Raw genomic sequence first — 26,637 nt, 5'->3', positions numbered from 1 at the left:
AATTTTTTTAATTGTTATAGAATTACCATCATGTACAAAAAAATCCTATGTGACTATCATAGGATTTTAATATTAGTAAGTTTGTTTTAACAATCTTCAGAAAGGTAGATTGTAAATTTTGAGCCTTCATTAGGCTTACCTTCTGCAAAAATATAGCCTTTGTGATTTTCAACAATTTTTTTGCAAATGGCCAATCCGATTCCGGTACCGGCATATTCATTTTTATTGTGAAGCCGGTTGAAAAGAATAAATATTTTTTCAGCATATTCTTGTTCGAAACCAATGCCATTGTCTTCAAATGTTATTTTGTAGAATTTGTCTTTAGTGTTTTTCGGAATTAAGTCTTCTTCTAATGCAGTTACTTTTTTACAAGAAATTTTGATTTTAGGTGTAACCTTTTCCTTACTGTATTTTAATGAGTTTCCAATCAGATTGATAAAAAGTTGCTGAATTTGAAAGGGTATAACAGTCATTTTGGGAAGGGCTTCACTTTGTATCATAGCACCTTTTTCTTCAATGGATTGAGCCAAATCAAACTTGGCGTTTTCCAGTAAGGTATCTAAACTGACTTTTTCAAATACTTTTTCGGTTTTATTTGCCCTTGAATATTGCAGCAAATCGTCAATAAGAATTCTCATTCGGTCTACTGATGAGTGAATTCGGGTGATGTATTCTTTTCCACTATCTGAAAGTGAATCATACTCTTTGTCAGAAAGCCTGGAAATAAAGGTTTGAATTTTACGTAATGGTTCTTGTAAATCATGACTGGCCACATAGTTAAAAGCAACGAGCTCTTTATTACTGGCTTCTAATTCAATATTTTGTTGTTCCAAAGACAAAGAAGCTAGTACTTCATCAGTTACGTCACTGGTAGTTCCGATTAATATATTTTGTCCGGATCTATTGGTTACAATCCGACCTGTGGTTCTAAAATACCTTAGTTGTTTGTCTTTTCTAATGATTCTGTAGGTAAATGAAGGAAGGTTTTCCTTTTCCAATCTTTTGGAATTAATGCCTTCAAAATAAGTTCTGTCTTCAGCATGTACATATTTAAGGAAATCATCTTGACCATTTTTAAAACTTTGTGGTTCGCAACCCAGTAATCGATAAATATTATCGGAGAAGGTATATTGATCAGTATCAATATTCAATTGCCAACTTCCAAAGTTACCCACAATTTCCGCCAAATTACTTGATTCGTTTAAGACGGTCAAGCGGTTATTCGAAACTTGAAGTTTTTCTAAATCTCGATTTATTCTAATATAGGAAACGGAAATGAGTACTAAAGTGATTAGTAAAGTGATGTAAATAAAAATAGGGGTTACCTTGATGGTGTCATTATAACTGAGTTCTCTTGATTTCAAAGTTTCTTTTTCCAAAAGAATCATTGTGTTTATTTGGCTACGAACGCTATCCATAGTATACTTACCGACTAAAAGTTTCTCTTTTAATTCCTTGTCATTCAGGCCTTTTTTTAAAGAAAGATGCAAAGTCAGCGAAAGATAGTTTTGTCTTTTGTTGATGTATAACTGCAGTTTTCTCAGGTTATTTTCCTGAGCCGGGTCATTTTTAGTGTAGTTCTTTACAATTGAGAAAGACCTATCAATTTTCTCTTTGGCCTGAATATAAGGTTCCAGAAAAGTAGAATCCTTGGTAATTAAAAAACCACGTTGACCGGTTTCAGAATCTTTTAAATAAGAGAATAATCGCTCTAACTCTAAATTAACATCATAAGAATGATTCACCCATGTAGCCGATTTATTCAGCAAGTTGATGTGTTTAAATGTCACTGCAGAAATAAAAAATATAGCAAAAATTGAAACGACAAAAACGCTTTTAAGAAAAATGGGAGATTTATAAAACGCATTTAGTTTCATAGTACAGTTTTTACAGTCGCAATAAAAAATTATCTTTATTTAAACCAGAGGTATAGTATTGCCAATTGATCGTCACTACATCCGACAAAACTTTTTTCAAAGTAGCAAAGTCGCTAGGTTTTTTAATATAAATATTAGCCCCTCTGACAAAAGTTTCTTCTATATGTTCTTCCGATGAGGAAGTTGAAAATATAGCAATCGCTATATCATTAAAACGGTCATTCTTTTTTATTTCGTCCAAACATTCGATTCCATTTTTTCTAGGCATATTCAAATCCAGAAATAATACATTGGGTAAAATTGCTTCCGGTTGATTCAAATAGTTCATTAGTTCAACACCGTCATTAAATGTATTGACTTTTGTATTGATTTTTAATTCATCGAAAGCATCGGTAAAAAAAAGTCTGTCGTCTTCGTCGTCGTCAGCCAAAATTATGTGAATATATTCTTTGACCATAAATTATTTTTTGTTTGCAATTTCTCTTCTCTTGGTAATAATTCTTTGAAAGGCAGAAGGCGTAATACCCGTTACATTCTTAAATTGAGTACTCAAATGAGCTACACTCGAATAATTGAGTTTAAATGCAATTTCAGTTAAATTTAGTTGTCCGTTTACAATTAGTTGCTTCGCATATTCTATTTTTTGCATAATGATGTAATTCTCTATAGAGGTATAGGTTACATCAGAAAACAAATTGGATAGGTAGCCGTAGCTGTGACTCAATTTTTCTGCAAGATAGACAGAGCTTTTGACATTTACTAATTCAGGACTGTGAATCATTTCATTGATAGTATCTTTCATCTTTTGAACCAAAATAGTTTTTTGATTTTCAATAATATCAATACCATACTCCTTTAATTCTTCAGTGAATTCGTTAAATTTTTGAGGGTTAGTTTTTTCCAAAATTTCTACTTCACCAAAACCCAGCACGCGGTGTTTAATATCGTACTTAATCAATTTGTCTTCCAAGACTTTTCGACAAACGGCATTAAAGTCAAACTTGATAAAGATTTTCATAAAGATTCGAATTATTATTGCTTATAAATATAACAAATTATTTTCATCAAAAAAGCCGTAAACAAATACGGCTTTTTTTTCTCTCTAACCCCAACTTTTTAGTAACCGTGACAATAATTAAGGCATTACTTATTATCAGCATTACAAAGATATTTCAAGTGTAAAAAAAGGTAGTTATATAATTTTAAGGTAATGTTATAATATTTTCACATTTCGTTTTCCAATTTGTAACTTTGCACCATCTGCTTTTTGGCAGACAGACAACTAACAAAAATGACAACACAACAACTCGTTCAGCAAATCCGCCAAAAAAAATCCTTTTTATGCATAGGTTTGGATGTCGATTTAACTAAGATTCCACCACATTTATTGGCCCTTGAAGATCCGATATTTGAATTCAACAAAGCCATTATTGAGGCTACACATGATTTATGTGTTTCGTACAAGCCCAATACCGCTTTCTATGAAGCTTATGGTTTGAAAGGCTGGACATCTTTGCAAAAAACCATTAATTATCTCAACGATAACTATCCTCAAATTTTCACGATTGCCGATGCTAAACGCGGTGATATTGGGAATACTTCCACCATGTATGCTAAAGCTTTTTTAGAGGATTTAAATTTTGATTCCGTTACAGTTGCGCCTTATATGGGAAAAGATTCAGTAGAACCCTTTCTGGCCTTTGAAAACAAACACACTATAATGTTGGCTTTAACCTCTAATGAAGGCGCTTTTGATTTTCAAACTAAAAATGTTGAGGGTGAAGAACTATACAAAACAGTAATCAAAACTTCTAAAACCTGGAAAAACAGTCAAAACCTTATGTATGTTGTTGGCGCTACTAAAGCAGAATACTTTGCTGAAATCCGTAAAATGGTTCCGAATAGTTTCTTTCTTGTTCCGGGAGTTGGCGCGCAAGGCGGAAGTCTTACTGAAGTTTGTCAATACGGAATGAATGAGGATGTTGGTTTGTTAATTAATTCTTCACGAGGCATCATTTACGCTTCAAATGAAACTGATTTTGCTCAAAAAGCAAGGGAAGAAGCAATTAAATTGCAGCAGGAAATGGAAGCTATTATGAAATTTTAATTCAATTTGAAAACACTCACAGACCAATTCGGAATACCCCATACTTTTACCACCACACCTAAACGAATCGTTTCTTTAGTGCCATCGCAAACAGAATTGCTTTATGATTTGGGATTAGAAGAAAGTATTGTTGGTATTACCAAGTTTTGTGTACATCCGTTTCATTTTAAATCGACCAAAAAAATCATTGGCGGTACTAAAAAAGTGCATTTCGAAAAAATTCGTTTGTTGCAACCTGATATTATCATAGCCAATAAAGAAGAGAATACTTCAGAAATAGTCCAAGAATTGTCTAAAATCTGTACGGTTTGGGTAACAAACATCATCACATTGGATGATAATTTAAAGATGATAGAAGACTTTGGTTCTCTTTTTAATAAAAGAACTGAAGCGCAAAAATGGATGGACAAAATCAATTTTGCTCACACCGATTTCCAAAATTTTATCAAAGACAAACCGGTTATTAAAGTTGCTTATTTTATTTGGGCCAACCCCTATATGGTAGCTGCAGGAGGTACTTTTATCAATGAGTTATTAAAGCTGAATAAGTTTGAAAATATTTACGATAACAATCCCAAATACGAAGGGAGATATCCTGAAGTGATTGTCCAAAAAATGCGAATTCAAGGTGATCCTGATATCGTATTGCTTTCTTCTGAACCGTTTCCTTTTACTGATGAACATGCATTTGAATTAGGAAGATTTACACATCATGCCAAGACTGTTTTTGTTGATGGAGAAATGTTCTCATGGCATGGTACCCGATTGGTTAAAGCCTTTGCCTATTTCAAAAAACTACAGGAAAAAATAGCTTAAAAAAAATGCCGATGCTTTCCCAAGCACCGGCCATTTTTTTAACTAACCTAACCAATATAATAAAAAACCAAATTTATTACATTGCAAAGATAAGGCTCGTTTTCATGTTCTAATGTTAACGTTATGTTATTCTTATGTTATTGATTTCTAAAATTTTAGAATGGTTATAGTTTCTTGTCTTGAAGGGCAAAAACTTTTTGTAGCAAAGGTGAAGTTCTCGAACTCAAATCGGTTCTGATGTTTTTTTCTTCCACAGCTATCATTTTGTATACACCTTCTAGAGCTTTGTTGGTGGTGTAATCAGTCAAGTCAGGATTCACCTTTTTTACTAAAGGAATGGCGTTGTATTTTGTGATGATATTGCTCCAAACTTTATCAGCTCCTACTTTATTAAATGAATTTTTAATCACCGGATTGAATTTAGCATACAATGGCGTCTTGGTTGTAGTTTGTAAATAAGTTGTCGCCGAACTTTCATTCCCCATCAAAATGTTTTTAGCATCTGTAAAACTCATTTGCTTTACAGCATCTACGAAAATAGGTGTTGATTCTTTCACAGCATCTTCAGCGGCACGATTCAGCATTTTAATCCCATCATCGGCTAGTGAACTTAAACCGATTTTTCTCAAAGCTTTATCCACTTTTTGTAATTCTTCAGGCATCAAAATTTTTACGGCCTCATTTTTATAAAAACCATCCATAGCGGTTAGTTTTGATACTTGTTTCGAAATACCATTGTTAAGTGCTTCTTTTAATCCACCGGCAATGTCAAGTTGAGCATTCTGATTTAACTCAGGGAATTGATTGGCTACTTGTTGCAGCTCTGCACAACTTAATAAGCTATACGAGATAAAAAGGGCAAGAAATGTTTTTGTCATGTTTAGTAAATTGTTTTTTTGGTATTCACGGCTCTCAGTTTTCATGGTGCTGAAGGATAAAGATTTGAATGTCAAAGTTAAAAATAGATTATTAGGCAACTGTTAATATTTGTCTAAACTTGGCAAAAATTATGCCACCTATTTACGGTATAATTTTTATTAATTGCGTAAATTGCGGCACTTAAATTATCATATTCTCAAAATGGAACCACAAATCCCGTATATTCCAAAAAATAAAGTCAGAATTGTAACTGCTGCTTCACTTTTCGATGGTCATGATGCCGCTATAAACATCATGCGACGTATCATTCAAGCGACCGGAGTAGAAGTAATTCACTTAGGTCACGATCGAAGTGTAGAAGAAGTGGTTAATACTGCCATTCAAGAAGATGCCAATGCTATTGCTATGACGTCTTATCAAGGTGGACACAATGAGTATTTCAAATACATGCACGATTTATTAAAGGAAAAAGGTGCGGGTCATATCAAAATATTTGGCGGCGGCGGCGGTGTAATTTTGCCGACAGAAATTAAAGAACTTCACGAATACGGCATTACCCGAATATATTCTCCGGATGATGGCCGTTCTATGGGATTACAAGGCATGATTAATGATTTGGTAAAACAATCCGATTATCCTGTTGGGGACAAATTAAATGGTGAAATCAACCATTTGGAAGAAAAAAATCCAACGGCGATTGCTCGTGTGATTTCTTCGGCAGAGAATTTTCCGGATGTAGCCAAGGAAACTTTGGACGCCATTCACAAGAAAAACGAAACCACACACATACCAGTTCTTGGAATTACCGGAACCGGCGGTGCAGGTAAATCATCTTTAGTCGATGAGTTAGTTCGTAGATTCTTAATCGATTTCCCTGAAAAAACTATCGGATTAATTTCGGTTGATCCATCTAAACGTAAAACCGGTGGTGCCTTATTAGGCGATAGAATTCGTATGAACGCTATCAATAATCCTAGAGTTTATATGCGTTCGTTGGCTACTCGTCAATCGAATTTAGCTTTGTCAAAATATGTAAACGAAGCGATTCAAGTTTTGAAAGCCGCGAAATACGATATTATTATTTTGGAAACTTCAGGTATTGGGCAAAGCGATACTGAAATTTTAGAACATTCCGATGTTTCTTTATATGTAATGACGCCTGAATTTGGTGCCGCAACCCAATTAGAGAAAATTGACATGCTTGATTTTGCTGATTTGGTAGCGATTAATAAGTTTGACAAACGCGGTGCTTTGGATGCGATTCGCGATGTGAAAAAGCAATACCAACGCAATCACAATCTTTGGGATATCAATCCGGATGAAATGCCGGTTATCGGAACTATTGCATCACAATTCAATGATCCTGGCATGAACACACTCTACAAAAAAATCATGGATAAGATTGTAGAGAAAACGGGTGCCGATTTAAAATCGACTTTCGAAATCACTCGTGAAATGAGCGAGAAGATATTCGTCATTCCGCCACACAGAACGCGTTATTTATCTGAAATTGCGGAGAACAATCGCAAATATGATGAAACGGTTTTAACCCAAGTGGAAGTCGCTCAAAAGTTGTACGGCATTTATAAAACAATAGAATCGGTTAGTAAAAAACAAGCGACTATTGATAAAGCCGGAATTGAAGTTAATAGTTTGAATTTCAATGAGTATAACAAAGATTTCTTAAACTTATTGGTTAAAGAATTTGACCGAGTAAAAATGAACCTTGATCCATTCAATTGGGAAATTATCCTGACATGGAATGACAAGGTTACTAAATATAAAAATCCGGTTTACAGCTTTAAAGTCCGCGATAAGGAAATCAAGATTGAAACCCATACCGAAAGTTTGTCTCACAGTCAAATACCAAAAGTGGCGTTACCCAAATACCAAGCTTGGGGTGATATTTTAAAATGGAATTTACAAGAAAATGTACCGGGAGAATTCCCTTTTGCTTCAGGATTATATCCATTTAAAAGAGAAGGTGAAGATCCAACGCGTATGTTTGCCGGAGAAGGCGGACCGGAAAGAACCAACCGTCGTTTCCATTATGTTTCATTGGGAATGCCGGCAAAACGTTTATCAACCGCTTTTGACTCTGTAACTTTATACGGAAATGACCCAGATTTGCGTCCGGATATTTACGGTAAAATCGGGAATGCCGGAGTTTCTATTTGTTGTTTGGATGACGCTAAGAAATTGTATTCCGGTTTCGATTTGAGTCATCCGATGACTTCGGTTTCGATGACGATTAATGGTCCGGCGCCAATGTTGTTGGGGTTCTTTATGAATGCCGCTATCGACCAAAACTGTGAAAAATACATCATTGAAAACAATCTTCAAGTCGAAATTGAAGAAAAAATCAACGAAATCTATAAAGCCAAAAAAGTAGCTCGTCCAAGATACAACGGTGATTTGCCGAAAGGAAATAACGGTTTAGGTTTACTACTTTTAGGTGTTGCCGGAGATCAAGTTTTGCCTAAAGAAATCTATGACGATATCAAAATCAAAACATTAACGCAAGTGCGCGGAACGGTTCAAGCCGATATTTTAAAAGAAGACCAAGCACAGAATACTTGTATTTTCTCGACTGAATTTGCTTTGCGATTGATGGGTGATGTTCAGGAATATTTTATCCAAAAGAATGTCCGTAACTTCTATTCGGTTTCGATTTCAGGTTACCACATAGCCGAAGCAGGAGCGAACCCAATTACCCAATTGGCGTTTACTTTAGCAAATGGTTTCACTTACGTAGAATATTATTTGAGTCGTGGGATGAACATTAATGATTTCGGACCCAACTTATCGTTCTTCTTCTCCAACGGAATCGACCCGGAATATGCCGTTATTGGTAGAGTAGCGCGTAAAATTTGGGCGAAAGCCATGAAACAAAAATACGGTGCTAACGAAAGAGCACAGATGTTGAAATATCACATCCAAACTTCGGGACGTTCGTTACATGCCCAAGAAATTGATTTTAATGATATTCGTACGACGTTACAAGCATTGTATGCAATTTATGACAACTGTAATTCCTTACATACGAATGCTTATGACGAAGCGATTACTACGCCAACAGAAGAATCGGTTCGCAGAGCGATGGCAATCCAATTAATTATTAATAAAGAATTAGGATTAGCCAAAAACGAAAACCCAATCCAAGGTTCATTTATCATTGAAGAATTGACTGATTTAGTGGAAGATGCTGTGTTGCAAGAATTCGACAGAATCACAGAACGCGGCGGTGTTTTGGGTGCAATGGAAACGATGTACCAAAGAAGTAAAATTCAGGAAGAAAGTTTGTACTACGAAACGTTGAAGCATACCGGAGAATTCCCAATCATCGGTGTAAATACTTTCTTGAGCTCAAAAGGTTCTCCAACAGTTGTACCAATGGAAGTCATTCGTGCAACAGAAGAAGAAAAACAATTCCAAATCAAAACATTGGAAACGCTTCATAAAGCCAACACAGGTATTGAAGAAGAGCAATTGAATATGTTGCAAGAAGCAGCTATTTCTAATAAAAACTTGTTTGAAAGATTGATGGAAGCAACGAAATATTGTTCGTTAGGTCAAATTACATCTTCCTTGTTTGAAGTAGGCGGACAGTATAGAAGAAATATGTAAACAAAAACTTTTTATATATAAAAAAACCTCACAGCAATGTGAGGTTTTTATTTTTCGTTTTTATTTTCATTAAACTTTTTTACTATAGCTTTTAGCTGTTCGGCACGAGCAGCTTTCTTAGCTTTCTCCTTATCTTGCGCCTTGTGAAGTTTGTCATTGTGCGCTTTGATGTTTTTTGGATTGTTTCTTCCCATTCGTCAAAAGTACATTTTTTTGTTAAATTAAAAGTTTGGCATCAATATTGGATTGTGAAAATTATCATTAATCATTTAAAACTATATATTATGAAAAAGTTTACCCTTATTTTAGCTCTTATCGGGATGATAACGCTACAAAGTTGTACCGTAAATAATGATGATAGAGACGGCATTGACAATGATACTATTGCTGAAGTGTTTGAATATACTAATGTGAATTTTTTACCCAATGATTATACAGTAGTACTTGAATATCCACATTCAATATTCACCTCGGATATGGTTTTGGTATATCGTTTGTCGGGTTCCTTCCAAGGAGAAGATATTTGGAAACCACTGCCTGAAACCTATTATTTTGGCGATGGTACTTTAGATTTGAGATATGATTTTGATTTTACAAGATTTGATGCTCAAGTGTATATGGAAGGTTTTGATTTAGCCGGAGTAAGTTCTTCCTATAGATTAAACCAAATATTAAGAGTTGTGGTTATTCCTGCCAGTTTTGGAAAAAACAGTACCGTTAATCTGAATGATTACAACGCAGTAGTTAGTGCATTTAATATAGATGAATCTAAAATTATCAAAATGTAATCACTGAAAATTAGATAAAAAAAACCATCCCTAAAAGGATGGTTTTTTTATATATAGAATCTTTTATTTAAGAAACATCAACCGTAGTTGCTTCTGCAATTTTCTTATAGGTGCCATTGGTTAATTTTTCATAAATAGCATCAAAAGCCGTAAGCGTTTCTTCGATATCTGCTAAAGTATGAGAAGCCGTTGGAATCATTCTCAATAAGATTATTCCTTTTGGAATAACAGGATAAACCACAATGGACAAGAAGATACCGTAGTTCTCTCTTAAATCATTCACCATAACCATCGCTTCTGGAATAGAACCTTCAAGATAAACTGGTGTTACACAAGTATTAGTGTCGCCAATATTAAATCCGTGGGCTTTTAATCCGTTTTGTAAGGCGTTTACGTTTTCCCAAAGTTTGTCTTTCAATCCCGGATTGTCTCTTAACAATTGTAATCTTTTCAAAGCACCAACGGTTTGAATCATTGGTAAAGCTTTGGCAAACATTTGCGAACGCAAATTGTATTTTAAATAATCGATAATGTCTTTATCTGCGGCTAAGAATGCTCCGATACTCGCCATAGATTTGGCAAATGTTGAGAAATATACATCAATTCCGTCTTGACAACCTTGCTCTTCTCCGGCTCCGGCTCCTGTTTTACCAAGAGTTCCAAATCCATGGGCATCATCGACTAACAAACGGAAATTGTATTTCTTTTTCATTTCTACAATCTCTTTCAACTTTCCTTGTTGGCCACGCATTCCGAAAACGCCTTCGGTGATGAATAAAATTCCACCGCCGGTTTCAGTTGCCATTTTAGTCGCACGTTGAAGATTTTTCTCCATGCTTTCCAAGTCGTTGTGTTTGTAGGTGAAACGTTTACCCATGTGCAAACGCACACCGTCAATGATACAAGCGTGTGCATCAACGTCGTAAACAATAATATCGTTTTTTGTCACCAATGCATCAATACAAGACATGATTCCTTGGTACCCGAAGTTCAATAAATAAGCTGCTTCTTTTTGAACAAATGCTGCTAATTCTTTTTCTAATTGCTCGTGAGCATCAGTATGACCACTCATCATACGAGCTCCCATTGGATAAGCTGCACCATATTTGATTGCTGCATCAGTATCTGCTTGACGTACTTCTGGATGATTGGCTAAGCCTAAATAGTCATTCAAACTCCAGTTCAAAATATCTTTTCCGTGGAATTGCATTCTTGGTCCTAATTCGCCTTCCAATTTTGGGAACACATAATAACCTTCCGCTTGAGATGCCCATTTTCCTAATGGACCTTTATTGTTTTGTATTCTTTCGAATAAATCTTTTACCATTGTAAAGTGTATTTAAAAACGAGGCAAAAATAGTAATTATATTGTTGAAATTAAAGATTATGAAAATATGTTTTTTGACTTTTTCATCTATTATATTTGTGACCAAAATTATTTACGCTATGCAACTTGTTTTCGCTTCCAATAACAAAAACAAAATCAAAGAAATTCAGTTATTACTTCCTTCAACTATTCAAATATTGAGTCTGGAAGACATCGGTTGTTTCGAAGATATTCCGGAAACAGCAGACACGATTGAAGGCAATGCGATTCTCAAAGCCAATTATGTTACTGAAAAATTCGGATACAATTGTTTTGCCGATGATACCGGTTTGGAGGTTGCCGTCTTAAACGGAGAACCGGGTGTTTATTCCGCACGTTATGCAGGTGAACAGAAAGATGCAAACGATAATATGGAAAAATTATTAGCCAATCTCAAAGATAAATCGAACCGAAATGCCAATTTCAAAACAGTCATTTGTTTGAACTTAAATGGTGAACAACATCTTTTTACCGGCATTATCAATGGCAAAATCATTGAAGAAAAAATAGGCACCAATGGTTTTGGTTACGATCCGATTTTTGTAGCCGATGGTTATGCTAAAACCTTTGCTGAATTGACTTTAGAAGAAAAGGCGGTGATTAGTCATCGGGGTTTGGCGGTAAAGCAGTTGGTTGCTTTTTTGAGTCGCTGAGTGCCTGAGTAACTGAGTGGCTGAGAATAGATAGTCGTTCTAGTTAGCCCCGACAGGAGCAAACTACCGTGTAGTGCGGATGGCGGGAGCATAAGTGAGAGAAAGACAAAAAGTACTGCTCCTAATTTCAACTTTAATTTACGCAAAAAATGTCTGAGACTCAGCTACTCAGACACTCAGCTACTCAGTTGCTTTGTTAGGTAAAAGTTAACTTTCTGATTATCAAAGCAAAACAAATTAGTGTATATGGTTTTTAAAACTTACCTTTGCACCAAATTTTAAAACTTTATATGAATAAATTTGAACAATTAGGTCTGAATGAATCGTTACTGCTGGCGATCAAAGATCTAGGATTTGAGAATCCGTCAGAAGTACAAGAAAAAGCGATTCCGGTACTATTGGAACAAAACACAGACTTGGTTGCGTTAGCGCAAACAGGAACAGGGAAAACGGCCGCTTTTGGTTTTCCGCTTATTCAAAAAATTGATGCCGAGGACAGAAATACCCAGGCGTTAATTTTATCACCAACGCGTGAGCTATGCTTACAAATCACCAACGAGATTAAACAATACTCAAAATATGTAAAAGGTTTACATACAGTGGCAGTTTATGGTGGTGCAAGCATTACGGAACAAGCCAGAGATGTAAAACGTGGAGCACAAATTATTGTCGCTACACCGGGGAGAATGCAAGACATGATTAATCGTGGACTTGTGAACATTAAAAACATTAACTTCTGTATTCTTGATGAAGCAGATGAGATGTTAAACATGGGATTTTATGACGATATCGTTTCGATATTATCAGATACACCGGATGAAAAAAATACGTGGTTGTTTTCAGCTACGATGCCTGCTGAGGTAGCTAGAATTGCTAAAAAATTCATGCACGATCCTGCTGAGGTGACTGTTGGAACTAAAAACTCTGGTTCGGCTACAGTATCACACGAATTTTATTGTGTGAATGCTCGTGACCGTTACGAAGCGTTGAAAAGATTGGCCGATGCTAATCCGGATATCTTCTCGGTAGTTTTTTGTAGAACCAAAAGAGATACCCAAGCGGTGGCTGAAAAACTAATCGAAGACGGATACAATGCCGCAGCTTTGCACGGAGATTTATCTCAAGCGCAACGTGATGGCGTTATGAAATCTTTCCGTGGTCGTCAAATCCAAATGTTGGTGGCAACAGACGTTGCGGCTCGTGGAATTGACGTTGATAACATTACGCACGTAGTAAACTATCAATTACCGGACGAAATTGAAACTTACAATCACCGTTCAGGCCGTACAGGTCGTGCCGGAAAATTGGGAACTTCTATCGTAATTATCACTAAAAGTGAGTTGCGTAAAATTTCGTCTATCGAAAGAATCATCCAACAAAAATTTGTGGAGAAAACGATCCCTAGTGGCATTGAAATCTGCGAAATCCAACTATTGCATTTGGCCAATAAAATTAAAGATACTGAAGTAGATCACGAGATAGATAATTATCTTCCGGCTATTAATGAAGTACTTGATGGATTGACTAAAGAAGAATTAATCAAGAAAATGGTTTCGGTTGAATTCAACCGATTCATCAACTACTACAAAAAGAAACGTGATTTATCAGGTGAAAAAGGTGGTGAAAGAAGCGAAAGAAGTTCAGAGCCAAGAGAAATCAGAGCCGGAGATCCTGTTCGTTATTTCGTAAACATTGGTTCAAGAGACGATTTCGATTGGATGCAATTGAAAGACTTCTTGAAAGAAACTTTAGATTTAGGTCGTGATGACGTATTCAAAGTAGATGTAAAAGAAGGTTTCTCTTTCTTTAATACTGACGGAGAACACACAGATAAAGTAATGTCTATCCTTAACGGATTTGACATGAACGGAAGAAGAATCAATGTTGAGATTTCTAAAAATGACGGTGGAAGCCGAGAAAGACGTGACCATAACGGAAGAAGTGGTGGCGGAGAAAGAAGAAGCTCAGGCGGATTTGGTGGCAGAAGTTCGGCTCCAAGAAGCGGCGGCGGAAGTTTTGGCCCAAGAAAAGAAGGCGGTTTCAGAAGTGACAGAAGTTCGGCTCCAAGAGAAGGTGGTTTCCGTAGTGACAGAAATGCTGCTCCAAGAAGAGAACCGGGTTCTTTTCAAAGAGAAGAAAGAGCGCCAAGACGTTCCGAAGGAAATACCGACAGACCGGCCGGTCGTTCTTTTGACGATGCAAAAGCAAGAAGACCGAGAAAAAGCTAAGGCTTTTTAATTACGAATTAGTAATTACATTAAAAATAATGAAACTCCGTTTTTACTTAGGTAGGAACGGAGTTTTTTTTTCTACATACCTCTAATTCGTAATTCGTAATTACTAATTCGTAATTCTTATTTTGCGCTTTTGTTAATTTTGTTCTAATTCTCTAAACAAACAGTAAAATATCTTAAAAGAGTTTCATACTTTTAAACCATCAAAATTAGCTATGAGATATTTAACTCTTTTTCTATTGTTTTTTCTTTCCTTTACTGCGGTTGCACAAGAGGAACCTGTGATTCAAAAAGTTTCAGGAACCATCATCAATGATAATACTCTGTTGCCAATTACCAATGCAAATATCATCAATGTAAACAAAGTTAAAGGGGTAGTCACCAATGGCAGTGGTTATTTTGAATTGGAAGTTAGTGTAAGCGATACTTTGCATATTTCTATTTTAGGATACCAATCATTACGAGTAAGGGTGACCAATGACTGGTTGAAAAATGGCACGGCAAAAATTTTAATGACTGAAAAAGCGATTGCATTGGAGGAAGTTGTCGTAAAAAAATATGATTTAACAGGTTACCTCGAAGTCGATTCTAAATTGATTCCGGAAAAAGAGAACTACCGTTACAGTATTTCCGGATTGCCAACAGCTTATGAAGCCGGAGACAGTTCTCCTAATGCATTTACAAGAGTGTTAGGTTCTATTTTCAATCCAGCCGACATGTTGTATAATTTCTTCGGAAAAAAACCCAAAGAACTCAAGAAGTTGAAATCAATGAAAAAAGATGATACGGTACGAACGCTTTTAGAGTCCAAGTTTGACAGGGAAATGATTTCAGTATTGTTAGGAGTGGACAAAAAAGAAATAGCTGAAATTCTGCAACGTTGTAATTATTCAGAATCGTTTATTCAAACGGCTAATGATTTACAGATTTTAGATGCCATAAGTGAATGTTATGAGCAATACAAGGTGTTGACCAAAAAACACGAAAAGTACATCAAAGAATAATTACTTCTCAGCATAATAACGTTCTTCAATACGTTTAATATCTTTGATGGTATTTTTGGCCCAAAGCAAACGTTTTTCCAACAATTCTTCTTCAGTAAGTTTCCAATTGACTTCAGATTGGCGTAGGCGAGTAGTGATGTCTTGAATGATAATCGCAGCCGAAACCGAGATGTTCAAACTCTCTGTAAAACCCACCATCGGAATTTTCAAATAACCATCGGCTTGGTTCATTACTTCCTCGGAAAGTCCTTCTTTTTCAGTACCAAAGAACAAAGCACTTTTTTTAGTGACATCAAATTCGTGTAACAAACAAGAATCGTTATGCGGTGTCGTGGCAATTATTTGATACCCTTTGTTTTTTAAAGTTTTTATGCAATTAGAGATATTGTCAAACTTATTGATATCAACCCATTTTTGTGCACCCATGGCAATTTCTTTGTCGATTTTTTTGCCAAACCGATGTTCTACAATATTGATTTCCTGTATCCCAAAAACCTCGCAACTGCGCATCACCGCACTCGTATTGTGAAACTGAAATACATCTTCTACGGCAATGGTAAAATGATTGGTCCTGTTTTCCAATACTTTTTGGAATCGCTCTTTGCGGTTTTCGGTTAAAAAATCTTCGAGATAATTTAGGTAATCAAGGTCAATCATAAAATTCGTTTTGCCAAAAATAACTAAAATGCGTAGTTTTAAATCCAAATAATGATAATGAAAAAATTAGTCGTTTTAACGGGTGCCGGAATTTCAGCCGAAAGTGGTATCAAAACCTTTCGTGATGCCGATGGTTTATGGGAAGGACATGATGTGATGGAAGTTGCTTCCTATGATGGTTGGCTCAGAAATAAAACATTGGTTTTAGATTTTTACAACCAAAGAAGAAGGCAATTGCACGAAGTAAAACCGAATCTTGGTCATTATACTTTGGCCGAATTGGAGAATGATTTCGACGTTCATATCATCACCCAAAACGTAGACAATCTCCACGAACAAGCCGTAAGCACTAAGGTTTTGCACTTGCATGGTGAATTATTAAAAGTGAGAAGTGACAGAAATCCGCCATTGCAAATTCTGGATTGGAGTTCCGATTTGAATTTGGGCGATTTTGATTCGGATGGAAATCAATTGCGTCCACATATCGTTTGGTTTGGCGAAGCGGTTCCGGCGTTGGATGAAGCTGTTGAAATTGTGGAAACTGCCGATTATTTAGCGGTTATTGGCACTTCGCTTCAAGTTTATCCGGCAGCAGGTTTGATGCATTATGCCAATCGAAATGTACCGATGTTTTATATTGACCCCAAACCGGCAAGGATTTATGATTTACAAAATCCGTTAGAAGTTATTCCAATGAATGCTACAGATGGCGTTCCGTTTTTAAAACAAAAATTACTCGGTTTTAGATAAAAAACTGAACACTAAAGACTGAACACTGAACACTATTCCTTACTTTTGCACCACAACAAAACAACATACAGCACATGTCACTAACTACTTTAAATGCCATTTCACCCATTGATGGAAGATATAGAAAAGCAACCAAACCTTTAGCGGCTTTTTTCTCCGAAGAAGCTTTAATAAAATATAGAGTTCTGGTTGAAGTTGAATATTTTATTGCGTTATGCGAAAGCGATTTACCTCAATTAAAAGGTGTTAACAGAAACAGTTTTGAAGCGCTCAGAAATATCTATAAAAACTTCACTATCGATGACGCATTAGTTATCAAAGAAACCGAGAAAACTACCAATCACGATGTGAAAGCGGTGGAGTATTTTATCAAAGATAAATTCGAAACTTTAGGGTTGAGTGATTACAAAGAGTTTATCCATTTCGGATTGACTTCACAAGATATCAATAACACTGCGATTCCGCTTTCGACTAAAGAAGCTTTTGAAAAAGTGTATATGCCAAGTTTAATTGGGTTAATAGCCAAGTTAAAAGAATTGGCAATGGAGTGGAAGGATATTCCAATGTTGGCGAGAACGCACGGACAACCCGCTTCACCAACGCGTTTGGGAAAAGAGATTTTGGTATTTGTAGAACGTTTAGAAGAGCAAATGCGTTTGTTGTTCAATATTCCGTTTGCGGCTAAATTTGGAGGCGCGACAGGAAATTACAACGCACACCATGTGGCTTATCCTACTGTGGATTGGAAACAATTCGGAACCACTTTCGTAGAAGAAACTTTGGGATTACAGCATTCGTTCCCAACAACACAAATCGAACATTACGACCATTTTGCAGCCTTTTTTGATGCTTTGAAAAGAATCAATACCATAATCATCGATTTGGATAAAGATATTTGGACGTATGTTTCGATGGATTATTTCAAACAAAAAATCAAAGCGGGAGAAATAGGTTCTTCAGCAATGCCACACAAAGTAAACCCAATTGATTTTGAAAATTCTGAAGGGAATTTAGGCATCGCAAACGCTATTTTTGAACATCTTTCTGCCAAATTACCAATCTCAAGATTGCAACGCGATTTGACTGATAGTACAGTTTTAAGAAATGTTGGTGTGCCTTTCGGACATACTATTATTGCTTTCGAAGCGACTTTAAAAGGTTTAAATAAATTATTGCTCAATGAGCCAAAATTCGCAGAAGATCTGGAAAAAAACTGGGCGGTTGTAGCCGAAGCCATTCAAACTATTTTACGCCGCGAAGGTTATCCAAATCCCTACGAAGCCTTGAAAGGCTTGACGCGAACCAATGAAGTGATGAGTAAAGAATCCATTCATAATTTTATAGGTACGTTAAATGTCTCAGATTCGGTTAGGGCTGAATTGATGCAGATTACGCCTAGCAATTATTTAGGGATTTAATTTTTATTTCTGAGGCAGTATTTTCAGGGTAAAAGTTGTTATAATTTCTTTAAATCTGTTTAATTTATTTTTTAAAAGCAGTTTTTTTACTAATTTGTAAAAAATAAAATCTTCTATGCTTTTAACTTCCAAATCCACAATTGTTCATTTACCTGATTTAATCAGTGACTTGGGATTAATCCTTATTACGGCTGCTATTGCGGTTTTAATTTTCAGAATTTTAAAGCAACCCTTAGTGTTAGGGTATTTAGTGGCCGGTTTCTTAGCAGGAAGTGAATTCGACTTTTTTCCCACAGTAAAAGATGTGAATAGTGTAAAAGTCTGGGCTGAAATTGGTGTAATCTTTTTACTATTCAGTTTAGGATTGGAATTCAGTTTTAAAAAACTCATGAAAGTAGGCGGAACGGCTTCTATAACTGCCATAACGCAAATTATCGTTATGGTCACTATCGGTTATTTTGTAGGGCAATTGATGGGCTGGGATAAAATGAACAGTATTTTTTTGGGGGTAATTCTATCCATTTCTTCCACCACCATCATTTTAAAAACCTTTGATGAGCTTGGCGTAAAGTCGCAAAAGTTTGCTGGAAATGTTATTGGTTCTCTAATCGTTCAGGACATCATTGCCATTTTGATGATGGTTTTGTTGTCTACCATTGCGGTAAGTCAGCAGTTTTCGGGAATGGAGTTGGTTTTTTCAGTATTAAAATTGATTTTCTTTTTAACCATTTGGTTTGTGGTTGGTATCTTTTTCATTCCAACACTACTCAAAAAAGCGAAACATTTATTAACGGATGAAATGATGTTGATTATTTCTTTGGCGCTTTGTTTGTTAATGGTGATTTTTGCCGCTAATGTTGGATTTTCTCCAGCCTTAGGGGCATTTATTATGGGTTCAATCATTGCCGAAACTACGCAAGCGGAACATATAGAACACCTGGTAAAACCGGTTAAAGATTTGTTTGGCGCTGTTTTCTTCGTTTCCGTAGGAATGCTTATCAATCCGGATACTTTAATAGAGTATGCATTACCGGTGGCCATTTTGACTTTTGTGGTTATTTTTGGGCAGTCAATCAGTTCAACAATTGGTGCTTTGTTATCGGGTCAACCTTTGAAACAATCCATCCAAACCGGAATGAGTTTGTCGCAAATTGGAGAATTTTCTTTTATCATTGCAACCTTAGGTATGACCTTAAAAGTAACCAGCGATTTCTTATATCCAATTGTGGTTGCCGTTTCTGCAATAACCACATTTACCACGCCTTTTATGGTGAAATTTGCGGTTCCATTTTCGGGTTATTTAGAAAAAAAATTACCTAGAAAATGGGTGAAAAGAATCCAGTTGTACAGTGCCAATACCGAAGAAATTAAGTCAATCAGCAATTGGCAGATAGTGTTACGAAGTTATTTGACCCAAGTCGTAATCCATTCCATAATTATTGTAGCCATCATTTTACTTTCCTCTAATTTTATTTTGCCTTTGGTTCAAGGGTCAAAATTTGGTCACGTAATTGCCGCTTCTATTACTTTGGTTATTCTTTCCCCGTTTTTATGGGCATTGTCGTTGCGAAGAGTAGCAGTAAGTCAAGTATCTATTTTAATGCAAGAAAGAAAACATCATGGTCCAATCATTATGTTAGTATTATTTAGAATTGTATTGACATTATTCTACATAGGTTTTGTTTTAAATACTTTTTTCTCTACTGGAATAGCTTTGCTTGCTTTTTTGATTGCCATTGGAGCTTACATTTTATTTCCAAAAAGACTTCATGCTGTGTACAATAAAATCGAAAGTCATTTTATCAGCAATTTTAATGACAGAGAAACCCGAAGGGAAAATAAAAGACAAAATACTTTATCGCCTTGGGACGGACATATGGCAGATTTTAATATTGCAAGAGAGTCAAACTTAGCCGGAAAAACATTGGTAGAATTAAAAATCAGAGAACAATTCGGGATCAATATTGCTTCCATTCGTAGAGGTGATGTTTTAATCAACATTCCCATCAGAACTGAAAGATTATTTCCGGGAGATGAAATCAGTGTCATTGGAACCGATGAACAGGTAAAAGAATTCAAGAGTTATTTAGATAAAAATGAAATTGATGTTCCTGATGAAGTAGTACAAACAGATATTATTCTCCAAAAATTGGAACTCAAAAACCGAGTTTGCATCGGAAAAAGTATACGGGAATCAAAAATCCGTGAAAAAACACACGGAATTATCGTTGGTATTGAGCGTAACGGAAAGCGTATTTTAAATCCGGAATCACATCTAATACTAGAAGACAGTGATATTTTATGGATTGCAGGTGAAAAGAAAAAGATAGCAGAGTTTTTGAAAGTGTAAAGAAATATAAATCAAAAGGCATAAGAAATTAACTTATGCCTTTTGATTATTTTCTTCAGTCTAAAATTATCTCGAATAATTAGGTGCTTCTTTAGTAATTGTCACATTGTGTGGATGACTTTCTCCGATTCCGCTTGTAGTGATTCTAACAAATCGCCCGGTTTCTTTCAGCGTGGCAATATCTTTGGCACCACAATAACCCATTCCGGCTCTTAAGCCACCAACGAATTGTTGCATGCTTTCGTTTAATTCGCCTTTGTAAGGTACTCGACCAACAATACCTTCCGGAACCAACTTTTTTATATCATCTTCAACATCCTGAAAATAACGGTCTTTAGAACCTTCTTGCATGGCTTCCACAGAACCCATTCCGCGATAGGATTTGAACTTTCTACCTTCAAAAATGATAGTTTCGCCCGGAGATTCTTTAGTTCCGGCTAATAAGGAACCCAACATTACGCAATCAGCACCGGCGGCAATCGCTTTTGGAATATCTCCCGTGTAACGAATTCCACCATCGGCAATAACCGGAATTCCCGTTCCGCGTAACGCAGCTGCGACTTCCAAAACTGCTGAAAATTGTGGGAATCCAACGCCGGCTACAACTCTGGTTGTGCATATTGAACCAGGTCCAATACCAACTTTCACACCATCGGCACCATTTTCTACTAAGTACAAAGCGGCTTCTGCTGTAGCAATGTTTCCAACAATGACATCCAAATTAGGGAATTTTGATTTTACCAATTTCAACACATCAACCACGCCTTTAGTGTGACCGTGAGCGGTGTCAATGATTACTGCATCAACTCCGGCATTTACTAAGGCTGTAGCTCTTTCTAAAGCATCGGCAGTCACGCCAAGTGCAGCAGCAACGCGCAATCGTCCGAACTTATCTTTGTTGGCTACCGGTTTTTGAGCCAATTTGGTGATGTCTCTAAAAGTAATCAACCCAACCAGTTTGTAATTGGCATCAACTACCGGTAATTTTTCAATTTTATTTTGTTGCAAAATGCCTTCTGCTTCTTGTAGTGTAGTTCCTTCGGCTGCCGTAACTAAATTTTCAGAAGTCATTACTTCTAAAATAGAACGCGAGTTGATTTTTTCGAATCTCAAATCACGATTGGTTACAATCCCTTTTAAAATTCCGATTTCATCAACCACGGGAATGCCACCGATTCCGTGTTCTTTCATCAACATTTTAGCATCACCAACTGTTGAATTTAAAGGTAAAGTTACCGGATCGATAATCATTCCGGCTTCGGCACGTTTTACCTTTCTAACTTTGGCCGCTTGTTGTTCAATCGTCATATTTTTATGCAAAACCCCAATTCCGCCTTCTTGCGCCATGGCAATCGCCATTGAACTTTCGGTAACGGTGTCCATGGCAGCAGAAACGATAGGAACATTGAGCGCAATATTTTTAGATATTTTGGATTGAATATTGACTTCGCGCGGTAAAATTTCAGAATAATTCGGAATCAGCAGTACATCGTCATAGGTTAAACCTTCGCCAACGATTTTAGAAGTGTGTGCTTTCATGCAATTTGTAGTTGTAGTTAAATTGCGTGCAAATATAGTAATCTAAAACAAATAAAGTGGTTAAATTCGTCTTAAATAACTATCTTAGATGATATAACTTATTACATCATCATGACAGAAAATAAAAAAATTAATGGTCTTTCCAATGATGAAGTTATTGCTTCCAGAAAAAAGAACGGTTTCAACACTTTAGAACACCAACAAAAAAATCATTTTCTCTCCTCATTATTAGAAATGGTTAAGGAACCGATGTTTATACTTTTAGTGGCCGCAGCCAGTATCTATTTTATTTCAGGAGATTATGGCGATGGAATTTTTATGTCGGTTGCCATTTTCTTTGTTGCGGCTATTTCCTTATTTCAAGAAGCTCGGAGCAGGAATGCTATTGACGCTTTAAAAAAGTTGTCGCAACCCAAAAGTAAAGTCATTCGCAAGGGTGAAATAGTTGAAATTCTGAGTGAAGAAATTGTCTTAGGCGATTGTATTCAAGTGGAAGAAGGTACTTTTATTCCGGCCGATGCGGTGATTATTCAATCAAATGATTTTTCGGTTAATGAATCTATTTTGACCGGTGAATCCTTATCGGTTTTTAAAAGTGAAACTTCGGAGAGTAAGCAAGTATTTCAAGGCACAACAGTTGCAACAGGATTGGCCATTTGTGTAGTCAATGCTATTGGAAATCAGACCAATCTGGGAAAAATCGGCAAAAGTCTTGAAGAAATTGTAGAAGAGAAAACTCCATTGCAAGTTCAAATTACGAATTTTGTTAAGAAGATGTCCCTTATTGGATTGGTCATTTTTGGCATAGTTTGGGCCATTAATTTTTATTATTCCCAAAGTGTTTTAGACAGTTTGTTGAAAGCATTGACGATTGCTATGAGCGTAATTCCGGAGGAAATTCCGGTGGCTTTTACCACTTTTATGGCACTTGGCGCTTGGCGTTTGATGAAGATGGGCATTATTACCAAACAAACTAAAACAGTGGAGACTTTAGGCAGCGCAACCGTAATTTGTACCGATAAAACCGGAACGATTACGGAAAACAAAATGAGTTTGGCGCAATTATACCTTTTCCATTCCAATGCCATTATCAATACGAATGAAAAGTTAAACCCGGAAGCCGAAGAACTTTTAAGTTACGCCATGTGGTCAAGCGAACCGATTCCGTTTGACGCTATGGAAATTGCAGTGCATGAGGCTTACGCCAAATTAGAATCGGTTGACGAAAGGACCAATTTCAAATTGGTTCACGAATATCCATTGGGCGGAAAACCACCAATGATGACTCATATTTTTGAAGACCATAAAGGCAAAAGAATAATTGCTGCCAAAGGCGCGCCTGAAGCTTTAATTGAAGTCAGTAATTTAACTGAAGCCGAAAAAAAGCAAGTCATCACTGCCATGGAAATTATAGCTAAAGAAGGGTATCGCATTTTGGGTGTTGGTGTCGCTGACTATTCCGGAAATGATTATCCTAAAACCCAACAAGAATTTAAGTTTAGTTTTAAAGGTTTAGTCGCTTTTTATGATCCGCCAAAAGCGAATATTCAAGAGGTTTTCGAGACTTTTAATAATGCCGGAATTCAAGTAAAAATCGTTACCGGTGATAATGCTGCCACTACTACAACTATTGCCAAACAAGTGGGTTTTAAAGATGCGGACAAAGTTTTAAATGGCGATGAATTAATGGCAATGGACGAAGCTACTTTAAAAGTAAAAGTGATGGAAACCGCCATTTTTACCAGAATGTTTCCCGAAGCCAAGCTTAAAATCATTCAAGCCCTAAAAGACAACAACCAAATTGTAGCGATGACCGGCGATGGCGTAAACGATGGTCCGGCCTTGAAATCGGCGCATATCGGAATTGCGATGGGTAAAAAAGGCACCGAGATTGCTAAACAAGCCGCCAATTTAATTTTGATTGATGATGATTTTAGCAAAATGACCGATGCCATTGCAATGGGTAGAAAAATTTATCTCAACCTCAAAAAAGCCATTCAGTATATCATTTCGATTCACATACCGATTATTCTCATTGTCTTTATTCCATTAGCTTTAGGCTGGATTTATCCCAATATTTTTACACCGGTTCACATTATCTTTTTGGAAATAATTATGGGGCCAACTTGTTCTATCATTTATGAAAACGAACCTATGGAGCGCAATTTAATGTTACAAAAACCGAGACCTTTGACCTCCACTTTTTTTAATTTTAAAGAAATAATGATAAGTATTGTTCAAGGATTAGTTATTACACTGGGATTACTTTTTGTGTACCAATATTGCCTCTACAATGGGTTGACAGAAAATGCAACAAGAACTAGAATATTTATCACTTTGATTGCTTCTAATGTCTTTTTAACTTTGGCTAATCGTTCATTTTATTATTCGATTTTTACGACTATTCGTTACAAAAACAATTTGGTTTTACTAATTATTGGCGTTACTATAGTAATGACATCACTATTGTTGTTTGTGCCGGTTTTTGCTAAATTCTTTTTATTTGAAAGGATTGAATCGGTGCAAATAGGTTTTAGTATTTTGGTCGGATTTATCTCGGTGATGTGGATTGAAATTTATAAACTTTTCAAAAGAAGAAAGGCTTAATGAAAAGCGCTAAATAATTTCGTAGCTTCATTATAAGCACTTTCAAAACTCATCGGACTGGTATGGGTGTTTTCCTTTTGAGTAGTGAAATAGGAGAGCAGTTTCTCTGTAGGCATATTTCCGGTTAAATCATCTTTCGCCATCGGGCAACCGCCTAAACCTTGAATTGCACCATCAAATCGACGACAACCGGCTTTGTAGGCTGCATCAACTTTTTCATGCCATTTGTCGGGAGTAGTATGCAAGTGTGCTCCAAATTCTACATCGGGATATTTCGGAATTAAATTCGAAAATAAATAATCAATCACCTCTGGTGTTGAACTTCCAATCGTATCGGAAAGGGATAAAATTTTCACACCCATTTTGGCCAATCGTTCTGTCCATTCGCCCACAATTTCCACATTCCAAGGATCGCCATACGGATTGCCAAAACCCATGGAAAGATAGGCTACCACTTCTTTATTGGAAGCATTGGCAATGTCTAAAATTTCTTGTAAAGTGATTAAACTTTCAGCTATAGTCTTATGCGTATTTCGCATTTGAAAGTTCTCCGAAATCGAAAATGGAAAGCCTAAATATTGAATTTCTTTATGAACCGATGCCAATTGAGCGCCTTGTGTATTGGCAATGATGGCTAAGAGTTTGCTTTGTGTTTGCGATAAATCGAGTTGCGCCAAAACCTCTGCGGTGTCTTGCATTTGCGGAATTGCTTTGGGTGAAACAAAACTGCCAAAATCAATCGTGTCAAAACCTACGCGAAGTAAGGACTGAATATAATCTACTTTCTTCTCAGTCGGTATAAAAGTTTTTATGCCTTGCATGGCATCGCGTGGACATTCTATTATTTTGATTGGTTTCAATGGGCTTTGTTTGTTGAGGCTAAGTTAGGAAGATTTTCTCAAAATCGCCTGATTGATTTCTTTGATCAAATTCGGACCTTCATAAATAAATCCGGTGTACAATTGCACCAAACTCGCACCGGCTTCCAGTTTTTCCATGGCATCTTCAGCCGAATGAATGCCACCAACACCAATAATAGGAAAGGCATTGTTGCTTTTTTCAGAAAGAAAACGAATCACTTCTGTTGAGCGCTCGGTTAATGGTTTGCCCGATAACCCACCGGTTTCTGCTTTGTTTTCCGATTGTAAACCTTCTCTAGAAATGGTGGTATTCGTTGCAATCACACCGGCGATTTTAGAATCGTTTACGATGTCAATAATATCTATTAACTGTTCGTTGGTTAAATCGGGTGCTATTTTTAGTAAGATTGGTTTTGGTTTTTGGTGCAATAAATTGTGCGATTGTAAAGTGTTCAAAAGTTCCGTCAAAGGTTTTTTCTCTTGTAATTCTCTTAAATTCGGCGTATTCGGCGAACTTACATTGACTACAAAATAATCTACGTATTGGAACAACGCGTCGAAGCAGATTAAATAATCGGAAGTTGCATTTTCGTTCGGCGTAATTTTATTTTTACCGATGTTTCCGCCAATTAAAACACCTTTATTTTCTTTTAATCGCAAAACGGCTGCTTCAACGCCGCCATTATTAAAACCCATTCGGTTGATGATGGCGCTGTCTTCTTTTAAACGGAATAGTCGTTTTTTAGGATTGCCGTCTTGTGGTTTTGGCGTTAAGGTTCCGATTTCTATAAACCCGAAGCCAAAGTTTGACAATTCATTGTAGAGCTTAGCATCTTTGTCAAAACCAGCCGCTAATCCAACGGGGTTTTTAAATTTTAGGCCAAAAACCTCCCGTTCTAATCGTTTGTCTTCGACTTCATAAATCGATTTTAAAATACCGGGAACAAAAGGAATTTTGGAGATAAATTTAACCAAAGAGAAAGTGAAATAATGCACTTCTTCCGGGTCAAACCAAAAAAGAATTGGGCGAAGGAGTAGTTTGTACATGGGTTGTGTTGTTGTGGTGCAAAGATAATAGATTTTTAGAAACGCTTCGCTTCAGATT

21 protein-coding genes are annotated in these 26,637 nt (G+C 36.3%); 11 read left to right on the top strand and 10 right to left on the bottom strand.

Features of this window, described 5'->3' with window-relative positions:
* Positions 1-86 precede the first annotated feature (86 nt).
* From ICG50_RS08875 to ICG50_RS08865, 3 genes are read right to left on the bottom strand one after another with little or no spacing between them, the layout of a single operon-like run.
* Positions 87-1,877, bottom strand: coding sequence for a sensor histidine kinase (locus tag ICG50_RS08875; RefSeq protein ID WP_187660550.1), 1,791 nt, complete (start codon positions 1,875-1,877; stop codon positions 87-89).
* Between the two features lie 10 nt (positions 1,878-1,887).
* Positions 1,888-2,334 (bottom strand): response regulator, encoded by a 447-nt coding sequence (locus ICG50_RS08870; protein WP_187660549.1) that lies wholly within the window; start codon positions 2,332-2,334, stop codon positions 1,888-1,890.
* 3 nt (positions 2,335-2,337) lie between these two features.
* A complete protein-coding gene (locus ICG50_RS08865) occupies positions 2,338-2,895 on the bottom strand; it encodes a helix-turn-helix domain-containing protein (RefSeq protein WP_187660548.1) in 558 nt (185 codons plus the stop codon).
* A 273-nt stretch (positions 2,896-3,168) separates the two neighbouring features.
* On the opposite strand from ICG50_RS08865, the gene pyrF reads away from it, so the two are divergent.
* Positions 3,169-3,984 carry an orotidine-5'-phosphate decarboxylase gene (gene pyrF, locus ICG50_RS08860; RefSeq protein WP_187660547.1) on the top strand — a complete coding sequence of 272 codons (816 nt, stop codon included), beginning with the start codon at positions 3,169-3,171 and terminating at the stop codon, positions 3,982-3,984.
* Positions 3,985-3,990: 6 nt separating this feature from the next.
* Entirely contained in the window at positions 3,991-4,800 is an 810-nt protein-coding gene (locus ICG50_RS08855; RefSeq protein ID WP_187660546.1) for an ABC transporter substrate-binding protein, read from the top strand.
* 164 nt (positions 4,801-4,964) lie between these two features.
* Here the strand turns inward: ICG50_RS08855 and ICG50_RS08850 are convergent, their stop codons facing one another.
* Entirely contained in the window at positions 4,965-5,678 is a 714-nt protein-coding gene (locus ICG50_RS08850) for a DUF4197 domain-containing protein (protein ID WP_187660545.1), read from the bottom strand.
* Between the two features lie 202 nt (positions 5,679-5,880).
* Between ICG50_RS08850 and ICG50_RS08845 the strand changes: the two genes are divergently transcribed.
* Positions 5,881-9,306: a methylmalonyl-CoA mutase family protein gene (locus ICG50_RS08845; RefSeq protein ID WP_187660544.1), complete on the top strand. Its 3,426-nt coding sequence runs from the start codon at positions 5,881-5,883 to the stop codon at positions 9,304-9,306.
* A 47-nt stretch (positions 9,307-9,353) separates the two neighbouring features.
* Here the strand turns inward: ICG50_RS08845 and ICG50_RS08840 are convergent, their stop codons facing one another.
* Positions 9,354-9,500, bottom strand: coding sequence for a hypothetical protein (locus tag ICG50_RS08840; protein WP_187660543.1), 147 nt, complete (start codon positions 9,498-9,500; stop codon positions 9,354-9,356).
* A gap of 90 nt (positions 9,501-9,590) precedes the next feature.
* Here ICG50_RS08840 and ICG50_RS08835 point away from each other — a divergent pair, with 90 nt between their 5' ends.
* The gene (locus ICG50_RS08835; protein WP_187660542.1) at positions 9,591-10,094 is read left to right on the top strand and encodes a hypothetical protein; all 504 of its coding nucleotides are present in this window, start codon (positions 9,591-9,593) and stop codon (positions 10,092-10,094) included.
* A 67-nt stretch (positions 10,095-10,161) separates the two neighbouring features.
* Here ICG50_RS08835 and capB read toward each other — a convergent pair whose 3' ends face one another.
* Positions 10,162-11,421: a cysteate-C-fatty acyltransferase gene (capB, locus tag ICG50_RS08830; protein WP_187660541.1), complete on the bottom strand. Its 1,260-nt coding sequence runs from the start codon at positions 11,419-11,421 to the stop codon at positions 10,162-10,164.
* 119 nt (positions 11,422-11,540) lie between these two features.
* Between capB and ICG50_RS08825 the strand changes: the two genes are divergently transcribed.
* The 3 genes from ICG50_RS08825 to ICG50_RS08815 all read left to right on the top strand — a co-directional run bounded on the left by ICG50_RS08825 (position 11,541) and on the right by ICG50_RS08815 (position 15,351).
* Entirely contained in the window at positions 11,541-12,113 is a 573-nt protein-coding gene (locus ICG50_RS08825) for a non-canonical purine NTP diphosphatase (RefSeq protein ID WP_187660540.1), read from the top strand.
* A 290-nt stretch (positions 12,114-12,403) separates the two neighbouring features.
* The gene (locus ICG50_RS08820; RefSeq protein ID WP_187660539.1) at positions 12,404-14,341 is read left to right on the top strand and encodes a DEAD/DEAH box helicase; all 1,938 of its coding nucleotides are present in this window, start codon (positions 12,404-12,406) and stop codon (positions 14,339-14,341) included.
* A 221-nt stretch (positions 14,342-14,562) separates the two neighbouring features.
* Positions 14,563-15,351, top strand: coding sequence for a carboxypeptidase-like regulatory domain-containing protein (locus ICG50_RS08815; RefSeq protein WP_187660538.1), 789 nt, complete (start codon positions 14,563-14,565; stop codon positions 15,349-15,351).
* Here ICG50_RS08815 and ICG50_RS08810 read toward each other — a convergent pair whose 3' ends face one another.
* Entirely contained in the window at positions 15,352-16,008 is a 657-nt protein-coding gene (locus ICG50_RS08810; protein ID WP_187660537.1) for a TrmH family RNA methyltransferase, read from the bottom strand.
* A gap of 54 nt (positions 16,009-16,062) precedes the next feature.
* On the opposite strand from ICG50_RS08810, the gene ICG50_RS08805 reads away from it, so the two are divergent.
* From ICG50_RS08805 to ICG50_RS08795, 3 genes are all read left to right on the top strand, one after another.
* Positions 16,063-16,758, top strand: coding sequence for a Sir2 family NAD-dependent protein deacetylase (locus ICG50_RS08805; protein ID WP_187660590.1), 696 nt, complete (start codon positions 16,063-16,065; stop codon positions 16,756-16,758).
* Between the two features lie 74 nt (positions 16,759-16,832).
* On the top strand, positions 16,833-18,176 hold the full coding sequence (gene purB / locus ICG50_RS08800; protein WP_187660536.1) for an adenylosuccinate lyase: 1,344 nt from the start codon (positions 16,833-16,835) through the stop codon (positions 18,174-18,176).
* Between the two features lie 115 nt (positions 18,177-18,291).
* The gene (locus ICG50_RS08795; protein WP_187660535.1) at positions 18,292-20,526 is read left to right on the top strand and encodes a cation:proton antiporter domain-containing protein; all 2,235 of its coding nucleotides are present in this window, start codon (positions 18,292-18,294) and stop codon (positions 20,524-20,526) included.
* Positions 20,527-20,592: 66 nt separating this feature from the next.
* Here the strand turns inward: ICG50_RS08795 and guaB are convergent, their stop codons facing one another.
* Complete coding sequence (guaB, locus tag ICG50_RS08790; protein WP_187660534.1) at positions 20,593-22,065, bottom strand: IMP dehydrogenase; 1,473 nt, start codon at positions 22,063-22,065, stop codon at positions 20,593-20,595.
* Between the two features lie 111 nt (positions 22,066-22,176).
* Between guaB and ICG50_RS08785 the strand changes: the two genes are divergently transcribed.
* Positions 22,177-24,672, top strand: a complete 2,496-nt coding sequence (locus tag ICG50_RS08785; RefSeq protein ID WP_187660533.1) for a cation-translocating P-type ATPase — start codon at positions 22,177-22,179, stop codon at positions 24,670-24,672.
* Here the strand turns inward: ICG50_RS08785 and ICG50_RS08780 are convergent.
* The gene (locus tag ICG50_RS08780) at positions 24,669-25,493 is read right to left on the bottom strand and encodes a hydroxymethylglutaryl-CoA lyase (protein WP_187660589.1); all 825 of its coding nucleotides are present in this window, start codon (positions 25,491-25,493) and stop codon (positions 24,669-24,671) included. The two genes, ICG50_RS08785 and ICG50_RS08780, sit on opposite strands and share 4 nt — an antisense overlap.
* Before the next feature lie 63 nt (positions 25,494-25,556).
* Positions 25,557-26,579 (bottom strand): quinone-dependent dihydroorotate dehydrogenase, encoded by a 1,023-nt coding sequence (locus ICG50_RS08775; RefSeq protein WP_187660532.1) that lies wholly within the window; start codon positions 26,577-26,579, stop codon positions 25,557-25,559.
* Positions 26,580-26,637 lie beyond the last annotated feature (58 nt).

This window comes from Flavobacterium buctense (genome assembly GCF_014486695.1).
GTDB classification, from domain to species: domain Bacteria; phylum Bacteroidota; class Bacteroidia; order Flavobacteriales; family Flavobacteriaceae; genus Flavobacterium; species Flavobacterium buctense.
This window is presented reverse-complemented; position numbering and strand designations above follow the sequence as displayed.

Excerpts from the sequence above, each read along its gene's own strand:
- capB (WP_187660541.1), bottom strand. The coding sequence starts at position 11,421 with ATGGTAAAAGATTTATTCGAAAGAATACAAAACAATAAAGGTCCATTA.
- ICG50_RS08795 (WP_187660535.1), top strand. The coding sequence starts at position 18,292 with ATGCTTTTAACTTCCAAATCCACAATTGTTCATTTACCTGATTTAATC.
- ICG50_RS08850 (WP_187660545.1), bottom strand. The coding sequence starts at position 5,678 with ATGACAAAAACATTTCTTGCCCTTTTTATCTCGTATAGCTTATTAAGT.
- ICG50_RS08835 (WP_187660542.1), top strand. The coding sequence starts at position 9,591 with ATGAAAAAGTTTACCCTTATTTTAGCTCTTATCGGGATGATAACGCTA.
- ICG50_RS08845 (WP_187660544.1), top strand. The coding sequence starts at position 5,881 with ATGGAACCACAAATCCCGTATATTCCAAAAAATAAAGTCAGAATTGTA.
- pyrF (WP_187660547.1), top strand. The coding sequence starts at position 3,169 with ATGACAACACAACAACTCGTTCAGCAAATCCGCCAAAAAAAATCCTTT.
- ICG50_RS08780 (WP_187660589.1), bottom strand. The coding sequence starts at position 25,493 with ATGCAAGGCATAAAAACTTTTATACCGACTGAGAAGAAAGTAGATTAT.
- ICG50_RS08815 (WP_187660538.1), top strand. The coding sequence starts at position 14,563 with ATGAGATATTTAACTCTTTTTCTATTGTTTTTTCTTTCCTTTACTGCG.
- ICG50_RS08810 (WP_187660537.1), bottom strand. The coding sequence starts at position 16,008 with ATGATTGACCTTGATTACCTAAATTATCTCGAAGATTTTTTAACCGAA.
- ICG50_RS08870 (WP_187660549.1), bottom strand. The coding sequence starts at position 2,334 with ATGGTCAAAGAATATATTCACATAATTTTGGCTGACGACGACGAAGAC.
- ICG50_RS08820 (WP_187660539.1), top strand. The coding sequence starts at position 12,404 with ATGAATAAATTTGAACAATTAGGTCTGAATGAATCGTTACTGCTGGCG.
- ICG50_RS08775 (WP_187660532.1), bottom strand. The coding sequence starts at position 26,579 with ATGTACAAACTACTCCTTCGCCCAATTCTTTTTTGGTTTGACCCGGAA.
- purB (WP_187660536.1), top strand. The coding sequence starts at position 16,833 with ATGTCACTAACTACTTTAAATGCCATTTCACCCATTGATGGAAGATAT.
- ICG50_RS08825 (WP_187660540.1), top strand. The coding sequence starts at position 11,541 with ATGCAACTTGTTTTCGCTTCCAATAACAAAAACAAAATCAAAGAAATT.
- ICG50_RS08840 (WP_187660543.1), bottom strand. The coding sequence starts at position 9,500 with ATGGGAAGAAACAATCCAAAAAACATCAAAGCGCACAATGACAAACTT.
- ICG50_RS08785 (WP_187660533.1), top strand. The coding sequence starts at position 22,177 with ATGACAGAAAATAAAAAAATTAATGGTCTTTCCAATGATGAAGTTATT.
- ICG50_RS08865 (WP_187660548.1), bottom strand. The coding sequence starts at position 2,895 with ATGAAAATCTTTATCAAGTTTGACTTTAATGCCGTTTGTCGAAAAGTC.
- guaB (WP_187660534.1), bottom strand. The coding sequence starts at position 22,065 with ATGAAAGCACACACTTCTAAAATCGTTGGCGAAGGTTTAACCTATGAC.
- ICG50_RS08875 (WP_187660550.1), bottom strand. The coding sequence starts at position 1,877 with ATGAAACTAAATGCGTTTTATAAATCTCCCATTTTTCTTAAAAGCGTT.